General features: G+C 68.0%; 19 protein-coding genes. 14 read left to right on the forward strand and 5 right to left on the reverse strand.

The window, feature by feature from the left end; all coding sequences use genetic code 11:
- Positions 1 to 78 precede the first annotated feature (78 nt).
- From J5837_RS07375 to J5837_RS07400, 6 genes are all read left to right on the forward strand, one after another.
- Complete coding sequence (locus J5837_RS07375) at positions 79 to 357, forward strand: YbeD family protein (protein ID WP_210536023.1); 279 nt, start codon at positions 79 to 81, stop codon at positions 355 to 357.
- Complete coding sequence (lipB, locus tag J5837_RS07380) at positions 300 to 1,016, forward strand: lipoyl(octanoyl) transferase LipB (RefSeq protein WP_210536188.1); 717 nt, start codon at positions 300 to 302, stop codon at positions 1,014 to 1,016. The genes J5837_RS07375 and lipB overlap by 58 nt, the downstream gene beginning before the upstream one ends.
- A gap of 87 nt (positions 1,017 to 1,103) precedes the next feature.
- The gene (locus J5837_RS07385; RefSeq protein ID WP_210536024.1) at positions 1,104 to 1,955 is read left to right on the forward strand and encodes an alpha/beta fold hydrolase; all 852 of its coding nucleotides are present in this window, start codon (positions 1,104 to 1,106) and stop codon (positions 1,953 to 1,955) included.
- A 38-nt stretch (positions 1,956 to 1,993) separates the two neighbouring features.
- Complete coding sequence (gene lipA, locus J5837_RS07390; RefSeq protein ID WP_210536025.1) at positions 1,994 to 3,016, forward strand: lipoyl synthase; 1,023 nt, start codon at positions 1,994 to 1,996, stop codon at positions 3,014 to 3,016.
- Positions 3,017 to 3,328: 312 nt separating this feature from the next.
- A complete protein-coding gene (locus tag J5837_RS07395; RefSeq protein WP_210536026.1) occupies positions 3,329 to 5,578 on the forward strand; it encodes a carboxy terminal-processing peptidase in 2,250 nt (749 codons plus the stop codon).
- 85 nt (positions 5,579 to 5,663) lie between these two features.
- Positions 5,664 to 6,506, forward strand: a complete 843-nt coding sequence (locus J5837_RS07400) for a methylated-DNA--[protein]-cysteine S-methyltransferase (RefSeq protein ID WP_210536027.1) — start codon at positions 5,664 to 5,666, stop codon at positions 6,504 to 6,506.
- 193 nt (positions 6,507 to 6,699) lie between these two features.
- Here J5837_RS07400 and J5837_RS07405 read toward each other — a convergent pair whose 3' ends face one another.
- Positions 6,700 to 7,215 carry an Lrp/AsnC family transcriptional regulator gene (locus tag J5837_RS07405; RefSeq protein WP_210536028.1) on the reverse strand — a complete coding sequence of 172 codons (516 nt, stop codon included), beginning with the start codon at positions 7,213 to 7,215 and terminating at the stop codon, positions 6,700 to 6,702.
- A 68-nt stretch (positions 7,216 to 7,283) separates the two neighbouring features.
- On the opposite strand from J5837_RS07405, the gene yedA reads away from it, so the two are divergent.
- From yedA to J5837_RS07420, 3 genes are read left to right on the forward strand one after another with little or no spacing between them, the layout of a single operon-like run.
- Complete coding sequence (gene yedA / locus J5837_RS07410; protein WP_210536029.1) at positions 7,284 to 8,201, forward strand: drug/metabolite exporter YedA; 918 nt, start codon at positions 7,284 to 7,286, stop codon at positions 8,199 to 8,201.
- Positions 8,198 to 9,130, forward strand: coding sequence for an EamA family transporter RarD (rarD, locus tag J5837_RS07415; RefSeq protein WP_210536030.1), 933 nt, complete (start codon positions 8,198 to 8,200; stop codon positions 9,128 to 9,130). The genes yedA and rarD overlap by 4 nt, the downstream gene beginning before the upstream one ends.
- Before the next feature lie 2 nt (positions 9,131 to 9,132).
- Positions 9,133 to 9,648: a DinB family protein gene (locus J5837_RS07420; RefSeq protein WP_244755701.1), complete on the forward strand. Its 516-nt coding sequence runs from the start codon at positions 9,133 to 9,135 to the stop codon at positions 9,646 to 9,648.
- 251 nt (positions 9,649 to 9,899) lie between these two features.
- Here the strand turns inward: J5837_RS07420 and J5837_RS07425 are convergent, their stop codons facing one another.
- The 4 genes from J5837_RS07425 to J5837_RS07440 all read right to left on the reverse strand — a co-directional run bounded on the left by J5837_RS07425 (position 9,900) and on the right by J5837_RS07440 (position 14,674).
- Complete coding sequence (locus J5837_RS07425) at positions 9,900 to 11,213, reverse strand: ABC transporter permease (RefSeq protein ID WP_210536031.1); 1,314 nt, start codon at positions 11,211 to 11,213, stop codon at positions 9,900 to 9,902.
- A gap of 12 nt (positions 11,214 to 11,225) precedes the next feature.
- Positions 11,226 to 12,392, reverse strand: coding sequence for an ABC transporter permease (locus tag J5837_RS07430; RefSeq protein WP_210536032.1), 1,167 nt, complete (start codon positions 12,390 to 12,392; stop codon positions 11,226 to 11,228).
- Between the two features lie 106 nt (positions 12,393 to 12,498).
- Positions 12,499 to 13,191, reverse strand: coding sequence for an ABC transporter ATP-binding protein (locus J5837_RS07435; RefSeq protein WP_210536033.1), 693 nt, complete (start codon positions 13,189 to 13,191; stop codon positions 12,499 to 12,501).
- A gap of 226 nt (positions 13,192 to 13,417) precedes the next feature.
- Positions 13,418 to 14,674: an efflux RND transporter periplasmic adaptor subunit gene (locus tag J5837_RS07440; protein WP_210536034.1), complete on the reverse strand. Its 1,257-nt coding sequence runs from the start codon at positions 14,672 to 14,674 to the stop codon at positions 13,418 to 13,420.
- Between the two features lie 169 nt (positions 14,675 to 14,843).
- On the opposite strand from J5837_RS07440, the gene J5837_RS07445 reads away from it, so the two are divergent.
- From J5837_RS07445 to J5837_RS07465, 5 genes are all read left to right on the forward strand, one after another.
- Positions 14,844 to 15,272 (forward strand): hypothetical protein, encoded by a 429-nt coding sequence (locus J5837_RS07445; protein WP_210536035.1) that lies wholly within the window; start codon positions 14,844 to 14,846, stop codon positions 15,270 to 15,272.
- Positions 15,273 to 15,469: 197 nt separating this feature from the next.
- Positions 15,470 to 16,402: an ABC transporter ATP-binding protein gene (locus J5837_RS07450; RefSeq protein WP_210536036.1), complete on the forward strand. Its 933-nt coding sequence runs from the start codon at positions 15,470 to 15,472 to the stop codon at positions 16,400 to 16,402.
- Complete coding sequence (locus tag J5837_RS07455; RefSeq protein WP_244755703.1) at positions 16,402 to 17,178, forward strand: ABC transporter permease; 777 nt, start codon at positions 16,402 to 16,404, stop codon at positions 17,176 to 17,178. Before J5837_RS07450 ends, J5837_RS07455 begins: the two co-directional genes overlap by 1 nt.
- 33 nt (positions 17,179 to 17,211) lie before the next feature.
- Positions 17,212 to 18,423, forward strand: coding sequence for a sensor histidine kinase (locus tag J5837_RS07460; RefSeq protein ID WP_244755706.1), 1,212 nt, complete (start codon positions 17,212 to 17,214; stop codon positions 18,421 to 18,423).
- The gene (locus J5837_RS07465) at positions 18,420 to 19,022 is read left to right on the forward strand and encodes a response regulator transcription factor (protein WP_210536037.1); all 603 of its coding nucleotides are present in this window, start codon (positions 18,420 to 18,422) and stop codon (positions 19,020 to 19,022) included. Before J5837_RS07460 ends, J5837_RS07465 begins: the two co-directional genes overlap by 4 nt.
- Positions 19,023 to 19,099 lie beyond the last annotated feature (77 nt).

A 19,099-nucleotide genomic window follows, 5' to 3' on the forward strand; every position in this document is an offset into this window, starting at 1 on the left:
ATCGGGAAAGGGTCGCGAGAGCGGCCCTTTCCTCGTTTGCGGCTTGGGTTTGCGGCGTTCCGGCCCAATAATCGCAGCATGGAAATCAAGTCCGACAACCCCGAACACGGCTTCCAGTTCCCCGGCACCTTCGAGCTCAGCGCGATGGGTACGGCCGACAAGGGCCTGGAGACCGAACTGCCGCGCCTGCTGGCGTCCAGCGGCGTCGAAGTGCTGGAAGAAAGCATCAGCTGGAAGCATTCCAGCAACGGCCGCTACGTATCGGTGCGGATCGGCTTCCGCGCCGAAAGCCGCGAACAATACGACGCCGCGCACCAGGCGCTGCGCGACCATCCGGAAGTGAAGTGGACGCTGTAACGGTCGTCCGTGACCTCGGTCGCCAGCCGTACGAACCGGTGTGGCGGGCCATGCAGCGCTTCACCGACGCGCGCGACGAGGCCACCGCCGACGAGATCTGGCTGGTCGAACACGATCCGGTGTTCACCCTCGGCCAGGCCGGCAAGCCCGAGCACGTGCTGGCCCCCGGCGACATCCCGGTGGTCCACGTCGACCGCGGCGGCCAGGTGACCTACCATGGGCCCGGGCAGATCGTCGCCTATCCTCTGTTCGACCTGCCGCGGCTGAAGGTCGGGGTGAAGGAATACGTCTGCAAGATCGAGCAATCGATCATCGACACCTGCGCCGAGTGGAACATCCACGCGCAGCGCAAGGAAGGCGCGCCGGGCGTGTACGTCAACGGCGCCAAGATCGGCGCGCTGGGCATCCGCGTGCGCCATGGCCGCACTTTCCACGGCTTGGCCTTCAACATCGCGATGAGCCTGGAACCGTTCCAGCGGATCAATCCCTGCGGCTACGCCGGCTTGCAGGCGGTGGCGCTGGCCGACCTGGGCGGCCCGGCGTCGCTGGACGCGGTGAAGCCGGTGCTGGTGCGCGAGTTGACCAGGCAGTTTTCCATGTCCCCGCAATGGCATGCTTCCGAGGCCTTCCAGACGACATCGCTATTGACGGACCGGTAACGGCGCACGTGATCGCATGCGGCGCGAGGCATGCGGATCGAAGGTGAACCGTTGGATGCAGGGAGTGCCCGGGTAAGGCATCGTCGAATGGATCTTGCCGGCGTCGATTGTTTTTATCGCGACGCGGGCCCGCCCGACGCGCCTGTAGTCCTGTTGCCGCACGGCTATCCGTGTTCGTCGTACGAATTCAGGGATTTCATGCCCGCGCTGGCCGATCGCTGGCGGTTGCTGGCCCCGGATTTTCCCGGCAGCGGCTATACCCGCGCACCTGCGGATTTTCCGCACGATTTCGATGGATATCGCGCGTTCCTCGAACGATTCCTCGATGCGCTGGAAATCGAACGCTTCGCGATCTACCTGCACGATTTCGGCTCCCAGATCGGCCTGCGCCTGGCGATGCGGCACCCGCGGCGGATCGCGGCCCTGATCGTCCAGAACGGCGACATCTACGAGGATGCCCTGGGGCCGAAGTACCAGGCGCTGCAGGCCTATTTCCGCGACCCGACGCCCGAACGCAAGGCGAAGCTGGGCGAAGCGATCACGGAGGAAGGATTCAGGGACGAATTCCTGAACGACGTGCGCGACGATCTCGCGGAGCGGATTCCCCCCGATCTCTGGAAGCTGCATTGGTCGCTGATGACGCCGGAGCGCAAGCGGATCGCGCTCGAGGTCATCGCCGGGCTGAAGGAAAACCTGGCCTGGTTTCCCCGTTACCAGGCTTACCTCCGCGAACATGCCCCGCCCACCCTGATCGTCTGGGGGCCGCAGGACGGCTACATGCCCGAAGCTGCCGCACGCGCCTATCTGCGCGATCTGCCGGCGGCCGAGCTGCACCTGCTTGATGGCGGGCACTGGTTGCTGGAAACCTGCCTGGACGAGGTGGTCGGCCTCACCCGGGAATTCCTCGGCCGCGTCCATGCAGGCCTGGGGAAGGGTTGACCGTCGGTCGAGGGGTCGGGACGGCGTAGAATGGCGCCATGAGCAGCTCCTCCCCCCGAAGCATCCCCCTGGCCGTGGTCGGCGCGGACGCGCCGGCGCCGCTGCAGGCGGGCCGGCTCCAAGAAGGTGCCAAACAGGTCGCCGGCGACAAGATCGCGCGTTCGCCGGTGCAGTTCGCCGACGCGCCGGTGCTGCGCAAGCCCTCGTGGATCCGCGTGCGCATCCCCTCGGACAACTCGGTGGCGCGGCTGAAGGCCAAGCTGCGCGAGAACCGCCTGGTCACCGTGTGCGAGGAAGCCAGCTGCCCGAACATCCACGAGTGCTTCGGCCACGGCACCGCGACTTTCATGATCCTCGGCGAGGTGTGCACGCGCCGTTGCTCGTTCTGCGACGTCGCCCACGGCCGGCCGAAACCGCCGGATCCGTCCGAACCGCTGAACCTGGCCCGTACCGTCGCCGACATGGGCCTGAAGTACGTCGTGGTCACCTCGGTGGACCGCGACGACCTGCGCGACGGCGGCGCCCAGCACTTCGTCGATTGCATCGCCGCGATCCGCGAGCATTCGCCTGGCACCCGCATCGAGACGCTGACCCCCGACTTCCGCGGCAAGGGCCGCATGGACCGCGCGCTGGAAATCCTCGCGCAGAATCCGCCGGACGTGTTCAACCACAACATCGAGACGGTGCCGGACCTGTATCCGAACGTGCGTCCGGGCGCCGACTACCAGTGGTCGCTGACCCTGCTGCAGCGCTTCAAGCAGCAGCATCCGCACCTGCCGACCAAGAGCGGCATCATGCTCGGCCTCGGCGAGACCATGGAGCAGGTGCAGGCCACCCTGCGCGACCTGCGCGCGCACGACGTCGACATGGTCACCATCGGCCAGTACCTGCAGCCCAGCGCGCACCACCACCCGGTGCTGCGCTACTGGACGCCGGACGAATTCAAGGCGCTGGAAACCTACGGCCTGGAACTGGGTTTCAGCCACGTCGCCTCCGGCCCGCTGGTGCGTTCCAGCTACCACGCCGACCAGCAGGCCAAGGAAGCGGGCGTCGCCGGCTGATTTCCTCCCCCTTCGCAGAAGGGGGATCGAGGGGGATGTGCTTTTCGCCCCAAAACAGCGAAAGCAAACCCCCGTGGCCCTCTTTTGAAAAGGGGGCGGAGCAAAAGCCAAGTCAAGCCAGGCGCAATCCCAATTCATCCGGGAAATCCGCGCTTGAGCCCCGTTAACCTTTCCCGACATCCGCACGGCTAGGCTGCGGGGCAGGGCGGTCGACAAGCCGTGCAACTTCCGGCACTGTCGGACTGTCCAAGCCCCCCGCAAGCTCTTTCCGAACCTCTGCCCGTCCCCGGGCCGCACGCCAAGCCGCCGTCCATGAAGATCAAGACCTCCGCTGCCCTGTTCACCCTCGCCCTGGCCGTGCCACTGGCGTTGCTGGCGCAAAGCGCCGCGCCCGAAAAGATCGAGATAGACGCGCCCAAGACCGACCAGGGCAGCGACAAGAGCCTGATCGACAAGAGCCGGACGACGAACCTGCCGGCCGCGCCCACCGTCGACCAGACCACCACCTCGAAGATGGTCTACGGCCTGCTGTCCGACAGCCGCTACGCCTACCGGCCGCGGCCGCTGGACGCATCGCTGTCGCAGGACGTGTTCAAGCGCTACCTCGAGGCGCTGGACGGCAACAAGCAGTACTTCACCGCCGCCGACATCGCCAAGTTCGAGCCGTACAAGGCCTCGCTCGGCGACGCGATCCGCAGCGGCGACCTGGCCCCGGCCTGGAACATCTTCTCCGTGTACCGCCAGCGGGTGAACGACCGCATCGCCTATGCGCGTTCGCTGCTCAAGCAGGATTTCGACTTCAGCACCGACGAGCACTGGGAATACGACCGCGAGAAGGCGCCGTGGGCGGCCAACGCGCAGGAGCTGGACGCGATCTGGAAGAAGTCGGTGAAGAACGACTGGCTGCGGCTGAAGCTGGCCGGCAAGCAGCCGGCCGACATCCGCGCCACGCTGGACAAGCGCTACGCCAACATGAAGCGCAGCATCGACGAGCTGAAGGGCGAGGACGTGTTCCAGAGCTTCCTCAACAGCTACACCGGCGCGATCGATCCGCACACCGATTACTTCACCCCGCGCACCGCCGACACCTTCAACCAGCAGATGTCGCTGTCGCTGGAAGGCATCGGCGCGGTGCTGCAGCGCCAGGACGACTACGTGGCGATCCGCGAGATCGTGCCGGGCGGCCCCGCGGCGCTGTCGGGCAAGTTGCAGGTCGGCGACCGCATCGTCGCCGTCGGCCAGGGCAAGTCGGGCGCGATGACCGACGTGATCGGCTGGCGCATCGACGACGTGGTCCAGCAGATCCGCGGCAAGAAGGACACCCAGGTGCGCATCGACTACCTGCCGGTCAGCGCGGGCGTCGACGCCAAGCCGGCGCGCGTGGTCATCACCCGGCAGAAGATCAAGCTGGAAGAGCAGGCGGCGAAGTCGGAAATCATCACCGCGCCCGCCGCCAACGGCCAGCCGGCGCGCCGCGTCGGCGTGATCAAGCTGCCGGCGTTCTACCAGGACTTCGAAGGCCGCCGCCGCAATCCCGACGACTACAACTCGGCGACCCGCGACGTGGCCCGCCTGCTGGCCCAGTTCAAGACCCAGAACATCGATGGCGTGGTGCTGGACCTGCGCAACAACGGCGGCGGTTCGCTCGACGAGGCGGTCGACCTGACCGGCCTGTTCATCGACAAGGGCCCGGTGGTGCAAGTGCGCGAATCCGGCGGCCGCGTCGCGGTCAACGCCGACCGCAAGGCCGGCGTCGCCTGGGACGGTCCGCTCGCGGTGCTGATCAACCGCGGCTCGGCCTCGGCGTCGGAAATCTTCGCCGGCGCCATCCAGGACTACGGCCGCGGCCTGGTCATCGGCGAAACCAGCTTCGGCAAGGGCACGGTGCAGAACATCGTCGACCTCGACCGCTGGCCGGCCAACGAAACCGCGCGCTTCGGCCAGGTCAAGCTGACCATCGCCCAGTTCTTCCGCGTCGCCGGCGGCAGCACCCAGTTCAAGGGCGTGGTCCCGGACATCGCCTTCCCGGCCAGCGTCGACGCCAGCGAATACGGCGAGAGCACCTACGACAACGCGTTGCCGTGGACCCGCATCGCCGCCGTGCCGCACACCCAGTACGGCAACTTCGCCGCACTGCTGCCGCAGCTGGAGAAGCTGCACGCCGCGCGCATCGCCAAGGACAAGGAATTCCAGTGGTGGGCGCAGGACGTGGCCGAGTACCGCGCCGAGGCGGCGAAGAAGTACGTGTCGCTGAACGAAACGGTGCGCCGCGCGGAACGCGACAAGCAGGAAGCCAAGCGCAAGCAGCGCCAGGCCGAACGCAAGGCGATGGGCCTCGACCTCGATCCGCTGGCCGACGAGAGCGACGACGGCCTGTCCTCGAACGAGCGCGACATCGTCAAGGACGCCGCTCGCGACAAGCTGGCCGACAAGCGCCCCGACCCGCTGCTGCGCGAATCGGCGGCGATCCTCGCCGACGCGATCGACGTACTTGGCCAGGACCGCAAGCTGTCGGCGCAGGTGCTGCCGGAATCGACCGGCCCGCGCAGCTGGGCGGATTGAAGTTTTCATCCTTCTCCCACCGGAAGAAGGATCAACAGCAAGAATCGGATAGCGGGCGCCTTGCGGCGCCCGTAGTCTTTCCGCCATGGATAAGACCACCGCAAAAACCGACAAGCTCGAACGCGTGCGCGAACTGCTCGACGGCGGCGAACCGACCCTGGCCGAACTGGCTGCGGCGGTCGGCCTGAGCGCGTCGCACCTGCAGCGCAAGTTCGCCGCGCGCTACGGCCTCAGCCCGGCCGAATACCTCGCCCAGCGCAAGCTCGGCACGCTGAAGAGCGGCCTGCGTTCCGGCCACGACGTCAGCGCCGCGTTGTACGACGCCGGTTACGGTTCGCCGTCGCGCGTGTACGAACAGGGCGCCAGCCGGCTGGGCATGACCCCCGCGCGCTACCGCGCCGGCGGCGCCGGCGTGGAAATCCGCTGGACCCTGGTCGAAACCGCATTGGGTCGCGCCCTGGTCGCGGCGACCGAGCGCGGCATCTGCGCGGTCGAACTGGGCGACGACGCGGTTGCGCTGGAACGGCGCCTGCGCGACGAATTCCCGCAGGCGAACCTGCAGCGCGTCGACAGCGGCCGCGACGAATTCCTGGCCCCGCGCCTGCAGGCGGTGGCGGCGCGCCTGTCGGGCGAACGCGGCGAGGTACCGGTCGACCTGATCGGCACTGCGTTCCAGAAGCGGGTGTGGGACGCGCTGATGAAGATCCCGGCGGGGCAGACCCGCAGCTATGCCGAAGTGGCCGCGCAGCTCGGCGCGCCGAAGGCGGTGCGCGCGGTCGCCAGTGCGTGCGCGCGCAACCACGTCGCCGTCGTGGTGCCGTGCCATCGGGTGATCCGCGGCGATGGTTCGATGGGCGGCTATCGCTGGGGCCTGCCGTTGAAACGGCAGTTGCTGGAACGCGAACGCGGCCTGCGCGCGGCTTCGTAGGCCAGTTCGTGGGAGCGACCTTGGTCGCGAATGCTTTTCGAGCCGTTTCGAGGAAGAGCATTCGCGGCCAAGGCCGCTCCCACAGGATGATTTGAATCTTGCTCAAGCCATGCCCGGATAACTTTCAAGTACGGATGCGGCCTTTCGCCATTGTGCGAGCGCTTCGCCACCCTAAGATCGTCGTCCCCCACCGTCACTTCTTTCCGTGAACCCCATCCTTCGCTCCCCGCGAACGTCGCCGTGTCGGCAGGTCCAGCCCGCGCTTGACCACGTCGAACACCAGCCGCGTCTCGTAGCGCTTGAGGTTCTTGTCGGCGTCGAACAGGCGTTCGACGACCTCGCGCGTATGCGCCAGCCCGGTGGTCGCCAGGATCACCAGGTAATCCCAGTCGCCGGCCAGCGAGTAGCACTGCTGCACTTCCGGTGCCGCGCGCAGGCGCGCATGCAGGGCCGCGTGCTGGCGCGCGGATTCGCGTTCCAGCGCGACCACCACGGTGGCCAGGGTCACGTTGGCCAGCTGGGCGATGTCGAGCACGCCGACCATCCGCATCAATCCGCTTTCGCGGTAACGCTTGATCCGTCGCTGCACCGCGCTGGCCGACAAGCCGACCGTGTCGCCCAGTTCGGTCAGGGTGCGTTGCGCGTCGGCCTGCAGCAGGGCGAGCAGGCGGTGGTCGAATTCGTCGAAGGGCGGGGGCGCGGTGGGCACGCAAAATTTTTGCGTCAGGACGCAGAAATTTTCAAGCGGCATCCGCGCGTCCCGCATAGGGTATCCGCATGAACACCACCACCGCCGTGCCCGCCGCGACTTCGACCCGCTGGGGCGTTCCCCTGGCCCTGGCCGCGGTCTACGTGATCTGGGGCTCGACCTACCTCGCCATCCGTTTCGCATTGGAAGGCGGCTTCCCGCCGTTCCTGCTCGGCGGCATCCGCTTCGTCGTCGCCGGCTCGATCCTGTTCGCGCTGCTGCGCCTGCGCGGAGTGGCCGCGCCGACCCTGCCGCAGTGGCGCAACGCCGCGGTGATGGGCGTGCTGTTGCTGGTGCTGGGCAACGGCCTGGTCAACTTCGCCGAGAAGAGCGTGTCCTCGGGCATCGCCGCGGTGGCGGTCGCTTCGGCGCCGATGTGGTTCGGCATCTTCGCTTCGCTGCGCGGCGAACGGCCCAGCGTGCTGGAATGGCTGGGCATCGCGATCGGCTTCCTCGGCGTGCTGTGGTTGAACGCGGGCGCCGCCCATGACGCCAGCATGGTCGGGCTGATCGCGCTGGTGATCGCGGCGATCTCGTGGTCGTTCGGATCGGTGTGGAGCCGCGGCCGCGACTTGGCATCGCCGTTCATGACCGCGGCGGCGCAGATGCTGTGCGGCGGCGTGGCGATGGGGATCGTCGGGCTGGTTTCGGGCGAGCGCCTGCATGCCTTGCCCAGCGCCAGTGGACTGGCCGCGTTCGCCTACCTGGTCGTGTTCGGTTCCCTGCTGGGCTTCAGCGCCTACGTGTGGCTGCTGCATCACGTGCGTCCGGCGCTGGCCGGCAGCTACGCCTACGTCAACCCGGCGATCGCCGTGGTGCTCGGCGCGTGGCTGGCGCACGAGCGCTTCACCGCGTCGGAATTCGGCGCGATGGCGGTGATCGTGGCCGGCGTGGTGGTGATCAGCATCGGCAAGCTGAAGAAGCAGGTTGCGGAGAAACGGACATGAGCGGCCTGGACCGCAAGGGCGTCGCCGCCACCGTCTTCGCCTTCGTGTTGTGGGGCGTGGTGCCGTTGTACTGGCACGCGCTGAAGGTGGTGCCGTCGCTGCAGATCATCGCCCATCGCATCGTATGGAGCGCGCTGCTGGTGCTGGGCTGGCTGGCGCTGAAGAACGGACTGGGCTGGTGGCGCGAAATCCGCGCCAAGCCGCGCGCGCTGGCCACGCTGGCGTTGAGCAGCGCGCTGATCGCGTTCAACTGGGGCCTGTACATCTGGGCGGTCAACGCCGGCCACGTGGTCGAAACCAGCCTCGGCTATTTCATCAATCCGCTGCTCAACGTGGTGCTGGGCGTGCTGGTGCTGCGCGAACGGCTCAACCCGGTGCAGTGGGCCGCGGTGGGTTTCGCCGCGCTCGGCGTGGCCTGGTTGACCTGGCAGGCCGGCGCGCCGCCGTGGATCGCGATCGGGCTGGCGGTGTCGTTCGGCCTGTACGGACTGGTGCGCAAGCTGGTCGCGGTCGATGCGGTCGGCGGGCTGGCGGTGGAAAGCCTGTACCTGTTCGCGCCGGCGCTGGCTTTCCTGGCCTGGGCCGAATCCGGTCATGGCGGCGGCTTCGTGCAGGGCTGGGGCTGGGGCATCGACGTGTTGTTGGTGGTCGGCGGCGCGGTCACCGCGTTGCCGCTGATCGGCTTCGCCTACGGCGTGCGCCGCATCCCGCTGTCGATCGTCGGCCTGATGCAGTACATCGCGCCGACCCTGCAGTTGCTAATCGGCGTGCTGGTGCTCGGCGAGCCGTTCGGCCAGACTCGTGCGATCGGCTTCGCCTGCATCTGGATCGGGCTGGCGGTGTTCGCGCTGGACGGCATCGTGCGCTCGCGCCGCCCGGCGCCACCGATGCGGCCGGCAACCTGCACGGCCGACTGTGGGGCGCCCTGAACATGCGACCGTCCCCGATCGATCCGGCGACGCTGCGCGCGCTGGCGGAATTCCCCGATTCGCTCGAAGCGCATTTCGCCGCGTTCCCCGCCGACGCCGTGCACTGGTCGCCGGCGGACTGGTCGGGCATTCCCAGCGAACGCTTCACCGCGCACGAGCAGGTCTGCCACGTGCGCGACGTGGAGATCGACGGCTACCACGTGCGCTTCCGGCGCGCGTTGGACGAAGCCAACCCGTTCCTGCCCGACCTGGGCAGTGAGGCCCTGGCGCGCGAGCGCAACTATGTCGGACAGGACGCGCATGCGGCGCTGGCCGCATTCCGTGCGGCTCGCCGCGAGACGCTCGCCTTGCTGGCCCATTTGGACGCGACGCAATGGTCGCGCCCGGCGTTCTTCGAAGACTACGGCCCGACCACGGTGCGCGGCCTGGTCCATTACCTGTGCAGCCACGACCAGCAGCACATGGCCGGATTGCAGTGGTTGCGCGGCAAGTTCGATGCCGTGCGCGGTGCGGTGTAGCGAAATCCGGGATTCGGCGTAACGACCGCTTCTGCTTCGTAGAGCCTGCCCCCGCGTAGGCGGGGGTGCCGGACTTGTCCCGGCACGCTTTTGACTTCATCGCGAAAGGCAAAAAAGCAAGCCGGGACAAGCCCGGCTTCTACAAAAGCAACGCTCGGAAGCAGCCGAGCATGCTCGGCTCTACAAGGCAAAAACAGGCCGGGACGAGCCCGGCTCCCCCGCCTATGCGGGGGCCTCTGGGAAAGCGGCGCTTACGCGCCGCGCAATGCGTCGGTCACCGGCTGCTGTGCGGCGCGCAGGGCCGGGAACAGGCCGCCGACGAAACCGATCGCCAGCGCCCACTTGATCCCGGTCCACAGCACCGACGGCGACACGTCGAACGAGAAGGTCAGCTGGCCGACGCCGCCGGCGATGGTCGAAGCGGTGAAGCCGTTGAACACCAGCCACGCGATCAGTCCGCCGATCAAACCGCCGAGCAGCGCCAGCAGCATCGTTTCCAGCATCACCGCGACCACCACCGGAATGCCGCGGAAGCCGATCGCGCGCAGCGTGGCGATTTCGCGCGCGCGCGTTGCCACGGTCGCGAACATGGTGTTGAGCGCGCCGAACACCGCGCCGATCGCCATGATCGCCCCGACGATGATCCCGATGATGCGGATCACCGTGGTCATGCCTTCGGACTGCTTGCTGAAGTAGGCCAGCGTGGTCTTCACGTCCACGTCCAGGCGCGGGTCGCCCTTCAGCGCGGACTGGAAGCCCTTGAACGCCTTCGCATCGGTCAGCTGCGCGGTCACCGAGGTGCGCGTGCTGCCGCGGCGATAGGTCGTGGCCACGACTTCGGCGTCGGCCCACAGTTCCGAATCCATCGCGTCGCCGGAATGGAAGATGCCGGCCACGGTCCAGGTCTGCGCGCCGAGCTTGATCTGCTTGCCCGGCTCGAGCCCGGCGAACTGGCGCTGCGCGCCGGTACCGGCCATCACTTCGCGGCGGCCGCTGGCGAACTTGCGTCCGGCGACGACCTTCACGTTCGGCCGCACCGTCCACGCCGCATCGCCGATGCCGCGCAGCTGCACGCTACCGTCTTCGCCGGGCTTGCCGCCCTTCAGCGGCAGGTTGGCGGCGACGACCAGCTCGGGCGAGACCAGCGGACGGTTCTGCGCATCGCGGGCCACGCCGGGCGCCTGGCCGATCACGTTGATGCTTTCGTGGTCGAGCGTGGACATCACCTCCGCCGCCGATGCGCCGCGCAATACGATCGCGCTGCTTTCATTGCCGCTGGCGCGCAGGGTGGCGCGGTAGCCTTCGGCCATCGCCAGCATCGCCACCAGCACCGCGACCACGCCGGCGATGCCGATCACGATCACCGACGAAGCGCCGATGCGCTGGCGCAGCGTGCTTAGACCTACCTGAGTCACCGAGCCGGCCTGCTGGCCGCGCCGGGTCAGCAGCAGCCACAGCAGGAAGCCCGCGGCCAACACCGCCAGCACGAACCACGGTGCCGCCAGCCATACCGCGATGCCGACCAGGGTCACCAGGAACCACAACAAACCTTTGAGGAATTTCATCGTGATTCTCCGTTAACGTCCAGCCAGTGCATCGACGATGTTCAAACGCATCGCTCGGATCGCCGGCAACAAGCCGACCAGCACGCCGATGGCGACCATCAGGCCCAGTCCCGGCAACCAGATGCTCAGGTTGATCGGCGGCATGTTGATCACCCCGCCGCTGACCAGGGTAAGGATCGGACCGATCACCGTGGCCAGGCCCAGGCCGAGCACGCCGCCGAGCAGCACCAGCAGCACCGATTCGGACAGTACCAGTCCCAGCACCGAGGTGTTGCTGAAGCCGATCGTCTTCAGCACCGCCAGCTCGGGAATGCGCTCGCGCACCGCCTGGGCCATGGTGTTGCCGGTCAGCAGCAGCAGGGTGAAGAACACCGCGCCCATGATCGAACCGACGATCAGGCCGATGTCGGCCATCTGCTTCATCCAGCTAGCGGCCGCCGCGGACTCCGTCATCGACTTGGTTTCGTGGTCGGAGTTGGCCGACAGCGCGTCGATGGCCTTGGCCACGCGGTCGGCCTGGTTCACGTCGGCGACGCTGCTGACGTACCAGCCGACCTGGCCGCGGTTGTACGGGCAGGATTCGTCGAAATACTTCCAGTGCATGATGATCATCTGGCCGTACCAGCCGCCGCTGGCCTTGTCCTTCGGCTTCATCACGCCGACGATGTCGAAGGCCCAGTTCTTGCTGCCGTCGCTGTTCGGGAAGATGGTCGACATCAGCGGGATCTTCTGTCCGACCTTCCACTTGAAGCGCTTCATCAGGTCTTCGCCGACCAGCACGCCGGTGCGGGTTGCGTCGAAGGCCTGGCGCTGCGCCGCGGAGACTTCGATTTCCGGATACAGGTCCAGGTAGTTCGGCGCCACGGCGAAGCTGAAGACCTGGTTCTCCGGCTTCTGGTAGGCGCCGCCGAACCAGTTGGCGTAGGTCACCGCCTTGACCCCGTCGGTGCGGGCGATGCGGTCGTTCAACGACAGCGGCAAGGTGTCGATGAACGACAGCTTGGAGCCGGTCTGCAGGCGCTTGGCGCCCTGCGCGCTTTGCCCGGCCTGGTCGAAGCTGACGCGCACGCCGTTGAGCAGGCCGAACAGCAGGAACGCGGCCAGGATCGATACCAGGGTCAGGATGGTCCGGGTCTTGCGGCGGAACAGTTCCGCCCAGATCAGGTGCAGGTATTTCATGATGCGGTTCCTTCTCCGGTTGTCGTCCCGAACGCAGCGAGGGATCTGCTTTTGCGGCGATGCGAATCGAACGGCAGATGCTTCGTTGCGCTCGGAACGACAGAGATCAATAGGCGTGCGCGGCCTGTTCGACCAGGGTGCCCTTGTCGAGGTGCAGGGTATGGCTGGCGTATTCGGCCGCCTTCGGGTCGTGGGTGACCATCACGATGGTCTTGCCGTGCTCGCGGTTCAGCGTCTGCAGCAGGCCGAGGATCTCCTCGGCGCTCTGCCGGTCGAGGTCGCCGGTCGGCTCGTCGCAGATCAGCAGGGTCGGGTCGGAAACGATCGCGCGGGCGATGGCCACGCGCTGCTGCTGGCCGCCGGACAGTTCGTTCGGACGATGCTTGACCCGGTCGCCCAGGCCGACCAGTTGCAGCGCGATTTCGGCGCGGCGCTTGCGGTCGCCGGCGCCGAGGCGGGTCAGCAGCAGCGGCAGTTCGACGTTCTTCAACGCGGTCAGCATCGGCATCAGGTTGTAGAACTGGAACACGAAGCCCACGTGGTCGCTGCGCCAGTTCGACAGCTGTCCCGCGCTCATCCGGTCGAGGCGCTGGCCGTCGATCTCGATCTCGCCCGAGCTCGGCGTGTCCAGTCCGCCGATCAGGTTCAGCAGGGTGGTCTTGCCGGAGCCGGACGGGCCCATCAGCGCGACGAAGTCGCCCTTGCCGATGTCCAGGTCCAGGCCGTGCAGCACATGCACCTTTTCGGGGCCGCGCTGGTAGGTCTTGGTCAGGTTGCGGATCGAAACCAGTGTCGACATGGTCTTGCCTCGATTTGCGGGGCAGGCGCCCCGGGGTGGTCTTGGGTACGACGAACGGGAATGCGGGTTTTCGACAGCGGACAAACAAGATTCGTCATGACCGACATGCATCGGTCAAAAGCCCCGCGCAGGCGGGAATCGCTCATGCCCTTGCCTTGTTTCCGGGAGAAGCAGGAAGCGAAAAGCAAGAGCGATTCCCGCCTGCGCGGGAATGACGAGCAAAAAACTATTCCGCGGCGTCCTCGGCCAGCTTCACCTTGCCGCCGTCCTTCAATTCCGCCGGCGGGTCCAGCACCACGTTATCGCCGCCTTGCAGGCCGGACAGCACCAGGCGGTCATTGCCCAGCGTGGCGCCGGTCTTCAGCGAACGCTGTTCGACGCGGTCCTCTTCGCCGACGACGAAGGCCACGTCCTGGCCGTCGCGTTGGGCGATCGCCGCCGCCGGGACGCGCACGCCCTGCGGCTGCTGCGTTGCCTGCTGCTGCGGCTTGGCCGGTTCGAGGAAACTGACGTTGACGCCCATCTCCGGCACGATGCGCGGGTCCCTCGACTTCAGCGCGATGCGCACCTTGACCGTGGCCTTGCCGCGGTCGGCGGTGGGGATGACCGCGATGACCTCGGCGGGGATCTTCCAGTCCGGATAGGCGTTCAGCGTGGCCTGCACCGGCATCTTCGGCTGCACGCGGCCGATGAAGGCCTCGCCGACGTCGACTTCCACTTCCAGCGAATCCATGTCGACGATGGTGCCGATGCCGGTGCGGGTGAAGCCGCCGCCGGCCGACAGCGGCGAGACGATCTCGCCCGGCTGCGCGGCCTTGGCGGTGACCACGCCGGCGAACGGCGCGCGCACCACGGTGTTGTCCACGCCGATGTCGGCGATGCGCAGGCCGTCGGCGGCGACCTTGGCGTTGCGCTGCGCGGTCAGCAGCTCGGCGCGCAGCGCGTCGCGCGCGGCGATGGCCTCGTCGTACTGCGAACGCGAGACCAGTTGCTGCGACACCAGCTTCGACAGCCGCGCCGCGTCGGCTTCGGCCTGCTTCAGCCGCGCCTGCACGCCGGTGACCTGGCTCTGCGCCGCGCCGTACTGCGCGCGCGAAAGCGAGCGTTGCGCATCGGCGTCGATCGGGTCCAGCGTGGCCATCACCTGGCCCGCCTCGACGCGCTGGCCTTCCTCGATCAGCACCTCGCGGACCTTGCCGGTGATCTTGGCCGAGACCGTGGCCATGCGCCGGGCGACGACGTAGCCGGTCGCGTCCAGCACCGAAGCGCTGGACGCATCGCCGCTGGCCATCGCCACCACCGGCGCGGTCTTCACTTCGATCGGTTTCTCGCGGCCGAACACTGCCCATGCGCCGATGCCCAGCACCAGCAGCACCACGGCGGCGATGGACAGGCGGATCCACAATCCGCGCCGGGACGGCGGCGGCGTCGCGGCTTTGCGGTCGATGCGGAGTTCCTTCAGCAGGTCGGGGGAGCTATTCATCGGCAGGGGCGCTCAAGGGGGTGGCGTCGCGAGGTGGCAAGTGTGACCATTCCTGCCGGAGCATGCCAAGTTGCCGGAAGTCACCCGGGTGATGCCGATGTGACGGGGTGCCGAAGCGCACGGCAGGTTTTCCACATAATCCGGGCATCGGGGAATCGAGGGGACGACGATGGCGAATCCGCGGCGACCGCTGGGCATGATGCTGATCGGCATGGCGGCACTGCTCTGGTACCTGGCCTGCCTGACCATGATGGTCCGCGAACTGGCCCTGCCGCCCGCGGTGGTGGCGGCCTTGTCGCTGGCCGACCAGGAGATCCGATCGGCCACGCCGGCCTGGTCGCACGTGGTATCCGGCTTCGCCATCGCCACCGGCCTGCTCGGCGCCGCCGGCCTGCTGCGGGCCAGGGCCTGGTCCGCCGGCATGTTCCAGTTGTCGATGCTCGGCGCGCTGGTGCAGATGGCATCGCTGTACGCGGTCACCCCGGCATGGGACCACTACGGCGTGCAGGGCACGATGTTCCCCTTGCTGCGCATCGCGGTCGCCCTGTTGCTGTGGCGCTACGCCGACGATGCGCGGGTACGTGGCCGGCTGGCCTGAGCACGCCAACGCGTCGATAGCGGAGCGGTATCGGGCGACGGCGGCGATCCTGGCGCGGTTTCGGGGCATGCGTGCAGGCTAGCGACGGCGGCCGGGGCCGTCATCTGACGCTTGTCATGTCGAATGCGTGATCCGCGCGACTGCCGGCGAGGCGCGCGCGGCGGCATCGTGCCGCCATTCCACACGGAGGCAGCGGGATGGCGATTCAACAAGGCACGCTGGCGCGCCTGCGCGGCGCGACCAAGGCGTACGGCGCGGTGCAGGCCCTGGCCGGCATCGACCTGGAATTGCACGGCGGCGAAATGCTGGCCCTGCTCGGTCCGAACGGCGCCGGCAAGACCACCGCGATCGGTCTGCTGCTCGGCCTGATCCGCGCGGACGCCGGCGAAGTCTCGCTGTTCGGCATGGACCCGCAGCGGATCGAGGCGCGCCGCCACATCGGGGTGATGCTGCAGGACGCGCAACTGCCGCCGACCCTGCGCGTTGGCGAACTGATCCGCCTGACCGCGAGTTATTACCCGTCGCCGCGCAGTGTCGCCGAAAGCGCGGAGCTGGCCGGCGTTGCCGACCTGTTGCAGCGCCAATACGGCAAGCTGTCCGGCGGCCAGCAACGCCGCGTGCAGTTCGCCCTGGCGCTGTGCGGCCGGCCGCAACTGCTGTTCCTCGACGAACCCACCGTGGGCATGGACATCGAGGCCCGACAGAAGCTGTGGCAGGCGATCCGCCACCTGGTCGCCGAAGGCAATGCGGTGGTGCTGACCACGCATTACCTGGAGGAAGCCGAAGCGCTGGCCGACCGCGTCTGCGTAATGGGGCGCGGCAAGCTGATCAGCGAAGGCAGCGTGGAAGCGTTGCGCGCGCGCATCGCGCTGAAGCGGGTGTGGTGCGCGACGAAATTGTCGCAGGCGGAAGTCGCGACCTGGCCGGAAGTGGCCGAGGCGCGCATCGACGGCGAGCGCCTGTGCCTGTCCACCGAATATCCGGAATTGCTGGTGCGCCGCCTGTTCGCGGAAGACCTGCACCTTTCGTCGCTGGAGGTGCGCGCCGCCGGCCTGGCCGAGGCCTTCACCGAACTGACCCGCGAAGACGACATCGCCCATAACAGTCGTGCCTTGCAGGAAGCCGCCTGATGAACGCCATCCTCGACAACGCCTCGAACACGATGCCCCGCGCACGTGTGTTCAACGCCTACCTGCAGGAAACCCGCAGCGAGATCCTGCGCTACCTGCGCAATCCCGGTTTCCTGTTGCCGACCCTGCTGTTCCCGACCGTGTTCTACCTGATGTTCGGCGTGCTGCTCGGCCATGGCAGCGAGCAGGCGCGTTACATGCTGGCCGCGTATTCCACCTTCGGGGTGATGGCGCCGGGCCTGTTCGGTTTCGGCGTATCGCTGGCGCTGGAACGCGACGGCGGGTTGCTCACGCTGAAGCGCGCGCTGCCGATGCCGCCGGCCGCGTACCTGGTCGGCAAGATGGCGATGGCGATGCTGGTCGCGGCCGCAATCGCCTCGCTGCTGCTGGCGATCGCCCTGTTCGTCGCCCACGTGCCGTTGCCCGCCGCGCAGGCATCGCGCCTGTTCGCGCTGGAAGTCGCCGGCGTGGTGCCGTTCTGCGCGCTGGGCCTGCTGCTCGGCACGCTGATCAAGGGCCAGGGCGCGCCCGGCTTGATCAACATGATCTACCTGCCGATGGCGTTCCTGTCCGGCCTGTGGTTCCCGCTGTCGATGATGCCGAAGTTCCTGCAGCAGCTTGCGCCGGTCTGGCCCAGCTTCCATCTCAACCAACTGGCGATGTCCGCGGTCGGCATGCCGTCGCTGGGCTCAGGCCTGCAGCATGCGCTGGTGCTGTGCGGCTTCACCGTCGCCTGCCTGTGGCTGGCCGCGCGTCGCCTGCGCCGCAACGGTTGAACGGATGCGCAGGCGCTGCCGTAGGATGCGCGCATGAACATACCCGCCTGGTTGCGCCGCCGGATGGCTCCGGCCCCGGATTCCGCGGTGGCCGAGGCCCAGCGCCGCGGCAAGTCGCCGTGGACCGACGGCGTGCACCTGCTGTGGTCGGCCTGGGTGTTCGTCACCCCGTTGTTCGGCAGCGGCTACGACTGGAAGTGGGCCGGGTTCACCCTGCTGTCCTATCCGCTGTTCCTGTGGCTGTACGCCAAGGTGCTGCTCGCGCCGCGCCGGCACGGCTGGCGCTATGCCATCGGCATGGCGGTGCTCGGCCTGGCCTTGATGCGCTGGTACCCGTCGGGGCTGAGCTACTTCGTGTTCGGCTGCGTGATGTTGCGCACCAGTGCGAAGCGGCCGAGCCTGCGCGCCTATATCCTGCAACTGCTGGCGATGAACGCGGTGTACGTGGCGGTGGCCGCGTGGATCGGCTATCCGCCGCTGATGTGGGTGTGGATGCCGGTGATGACCCTGGTGATCGGCATCATCATCAACGTCGAACACGCCAGCCAGGAAAAAGACGCCGCGCTGGCGCTGTCGCACGACGAAGTGCGCCGGCTCGCCGCCACTGCCGAACGCGAGCGCATCGGCCGCGACCTGCACGACCTGCTCGGGCACACGCTGTCGCTGATCACGCTGAAGCTGGAGCTGGCGCGCAAGCTGGCCGACCGCGATCCCGCGGCGTCGCGGCGCGAACTGGAGGAAGCCGAGCACGTCGCGCGCGACGCGTTGGCCCAGGTGCGCAGCGCGGTCACCGGCATCCGCTCCACCGACCTCGCCGCCGAACTCGCCTCGGCCAAGCTGATGCTGGAATCCTCGCAGGTGCGGCTGGACTACGACGTGCCGCCGGCCGACCTGCCGCCGGAAGTCGAACGCGGCCTGGCGCTGGTCCTGCGCGAGGCGGCGACCAACATCGCCCGGCATGCGCAGGCGACCTGCGCGAAAATCGAGTTCGCGCGCGAGGCGAAGACCGTGCAGCTGTGCGTCGGCGACGACGGCCGCGGCGGTGTGCACGCGGACGGCAACGGCCTGACCGGCATGCGCGACCGGGTGCGCGCGCTCGGCGGCACGCTCAGCGTGGATTCGCCGCGCAACGGCGGCACCCGCCTGCTGGTGCGCGTGCCGCTGGCCTGGCGCGATCCGCTGCTGTCGCTGCGCGCGGTCGACGTTGCCGGCGAGGCGCTGCGCAGCGCGGAAGCGCGCGCATGATCCGGATCCTGTTGGCCGAGGACCAGGCGATGGTGCGCGGCGCGCTGTCCGCGCTGCTGAACCTGGAGACCGACATCGAAGTGCTGGGCGCCGCCGCCGACGGCGAGGCGGCTTGGCGCGAACTGCAACGCCTTAAACCCGACGTGCTGGTCACCGACATCGAGATGCCCGGCCTGTCCGGGCTGGAACTGGCGCAACGCATCCAGCGCCACGAACTGCCGACGCGGGTGGTGATCGTCACCACCTTCGCCCGCGCCGGTTTCCTGCGGCGCGCGCTGGAAGCGGGCGTTTCCGGCTACCTGCTCAAGGACGCGCCGGCCGAAGACCTGGCCGAGGCCCTGCGCAAGGTGCATCGCGGCGGCCGCGCGATCGATCCGCAACTCGCGCTGGATGCGTGGAGCGATGCCGATCCGCTCAACGACCGCGAACGCCAGGTGCTGCGTTTCGCGGGCGAGGGCATGTCCGCCGCCGAGATCGCCGCGCAGCTGCGCCTGTCGCAGGGCACGGTGCGCAACTACCTGTCCGAAGCGATCGGCAAGCTCGGCGTCGGCAACCGGATCGAGGCGTATCGCCTCGCGCGGCAGAAGGGGTGGCTTTAGATCGCAGGCAGAATGTTGAAAATTCTGAAGCGCTTGACGGCACTCCAACGCCGTCGCGATCTTGCGGAACTTCGCCG

It is taken from the genome of Pseudoxanthomonas helianthi (genome assembly GCF_017939625.1).
Classification (GTDB): Bacteria; Pseudomonadota; Gammaproteobacteria; order Xanthomonadales; family Xanthomonadaceae; genus Pseudoxanthomonas_A; species Pseudoxanthomonas_A helianthi.

Excerpts from the sequence above, each read along its gene's own strand:
- J5837_RS07445 (WP_210536035.1), top strand. The coding sequence starts at position 14,844 with ATGGCGAATCCGCGGCGACCGCTGGGCATGATGCTGATCGGCATGGCG.
- J5837_RS07450 (WP_210536036.1), top strand. The coding sequence starts at position 15,470 with ATGGCGATTCAACAAGGCACGCTGGCGCGCCTGCGCGGCGCGACCAAG.
- J5837_RS07440 (WP_210536034.1), bottom strand. The coding sequence starts at position 14,674 with ATGAATAGCTCCCCCGACCTGCTGAAGGAACTCCGCATCGACCGCAAA.
- J5837_RS07430 (WP_210536032.1), bottom strand. The coding sequence starts at position 12,392 with ATGAAATACCTGCACCTGATCTGGGCGGAACTGTTCCGCCGCAAGACC.
- J5837_RS07375 (WP_210536023.1), top strand. The coding sequence starts at position 79 with ATGGAAATCAAGTCCGACAACCCCGAACACGGCTTCCAGTTCCCCGGC.
- J5837_RS07435 (WP_210536033.1), bottom strand. The coding sequence starts at position 13,191 with ATGTCGACACTGGTTTCGATCCGCAACCTGACCAAGACCTACCAGCGC.
- yedA (WP_210536029.1), top strand. The coding sequence starts at position 7,284 with ATGAACACCACCACCGCCGTGCCCGCCGCGACTTCGACCCGCTGGGGC.
- J5837_RS07465 (WP_210536037.1), top strand. The coding sequence starts at position 18,420 with ATGATCCGGATCCTGTTGGCCGAGGACCAGGCGATGGTGCGCGGCGCG.
- rarD (WP_210536030.1), top strand. The coding sequence starts at position 8,198 with ATGAGCGGCCTGGACCGCAAGGGCGTCGCCGCCACCGTCTTCGCCTTC.
- J5837_RS07385 (WP_210536024.1), top strand. The coding sequence starts at position 1,104 with ATGGATCTTGCCGGCGTCGATTGTTTTTATCGCGACGCGGGCCCGCCC.
- J5837_RS07455 (WP_244755703.1), top strand. The coding sequence starts at position 16,402 with ATGAACGCCATCCTCGACAACGCCTCGAACACGATGCCCCGCGCACGT.
- J5837_RS07425 (WP_210536031.1), bottom strand. The coding sequence starts at position 11,213 with ATGAAATTCCTCAAAGGTTTGTTGTGGTTCCTGGTGACCCTGGTCGGC.
- J5837_RS07420 (WP_244755701.1), top strand. The coding sequence starts at position 9,133 with ATGCGACCGTCCCCGATCGATCCGGCGACGCTGCGCGCGCTGGCGGAA.
- J5837_RS07395 (WP_210536026.1), top strand. The coding sequence starts at position 3,329 with ATGAAGATCAAGACCTCCGCTGCCCTGTTCACCCTCGCCCTGGCCGTG.
- J5837_RS07460 (WP_244755706.1), top strand. The coding sequence starts at position 17,212 with ATGAACATACCCGCCTGGTTGCGCCGCCGGATGGCTCCGGCCCCGGAT.
- J5837_RS07400 (WP_210536027.1), top strand. The coding sequence starts at position 5,664 with ATGGATAAGACCACCGCAAAAACCGACAAGCTCGAACGCGTGCGCGAA.
- lipA (WP_210536025.1), top strand. The coding sequence starts at position 1,994 with ATGAGCAGCTCCTCCCCCCGAAGCATCCCCCTGGCCGTGGTCGGCGCG.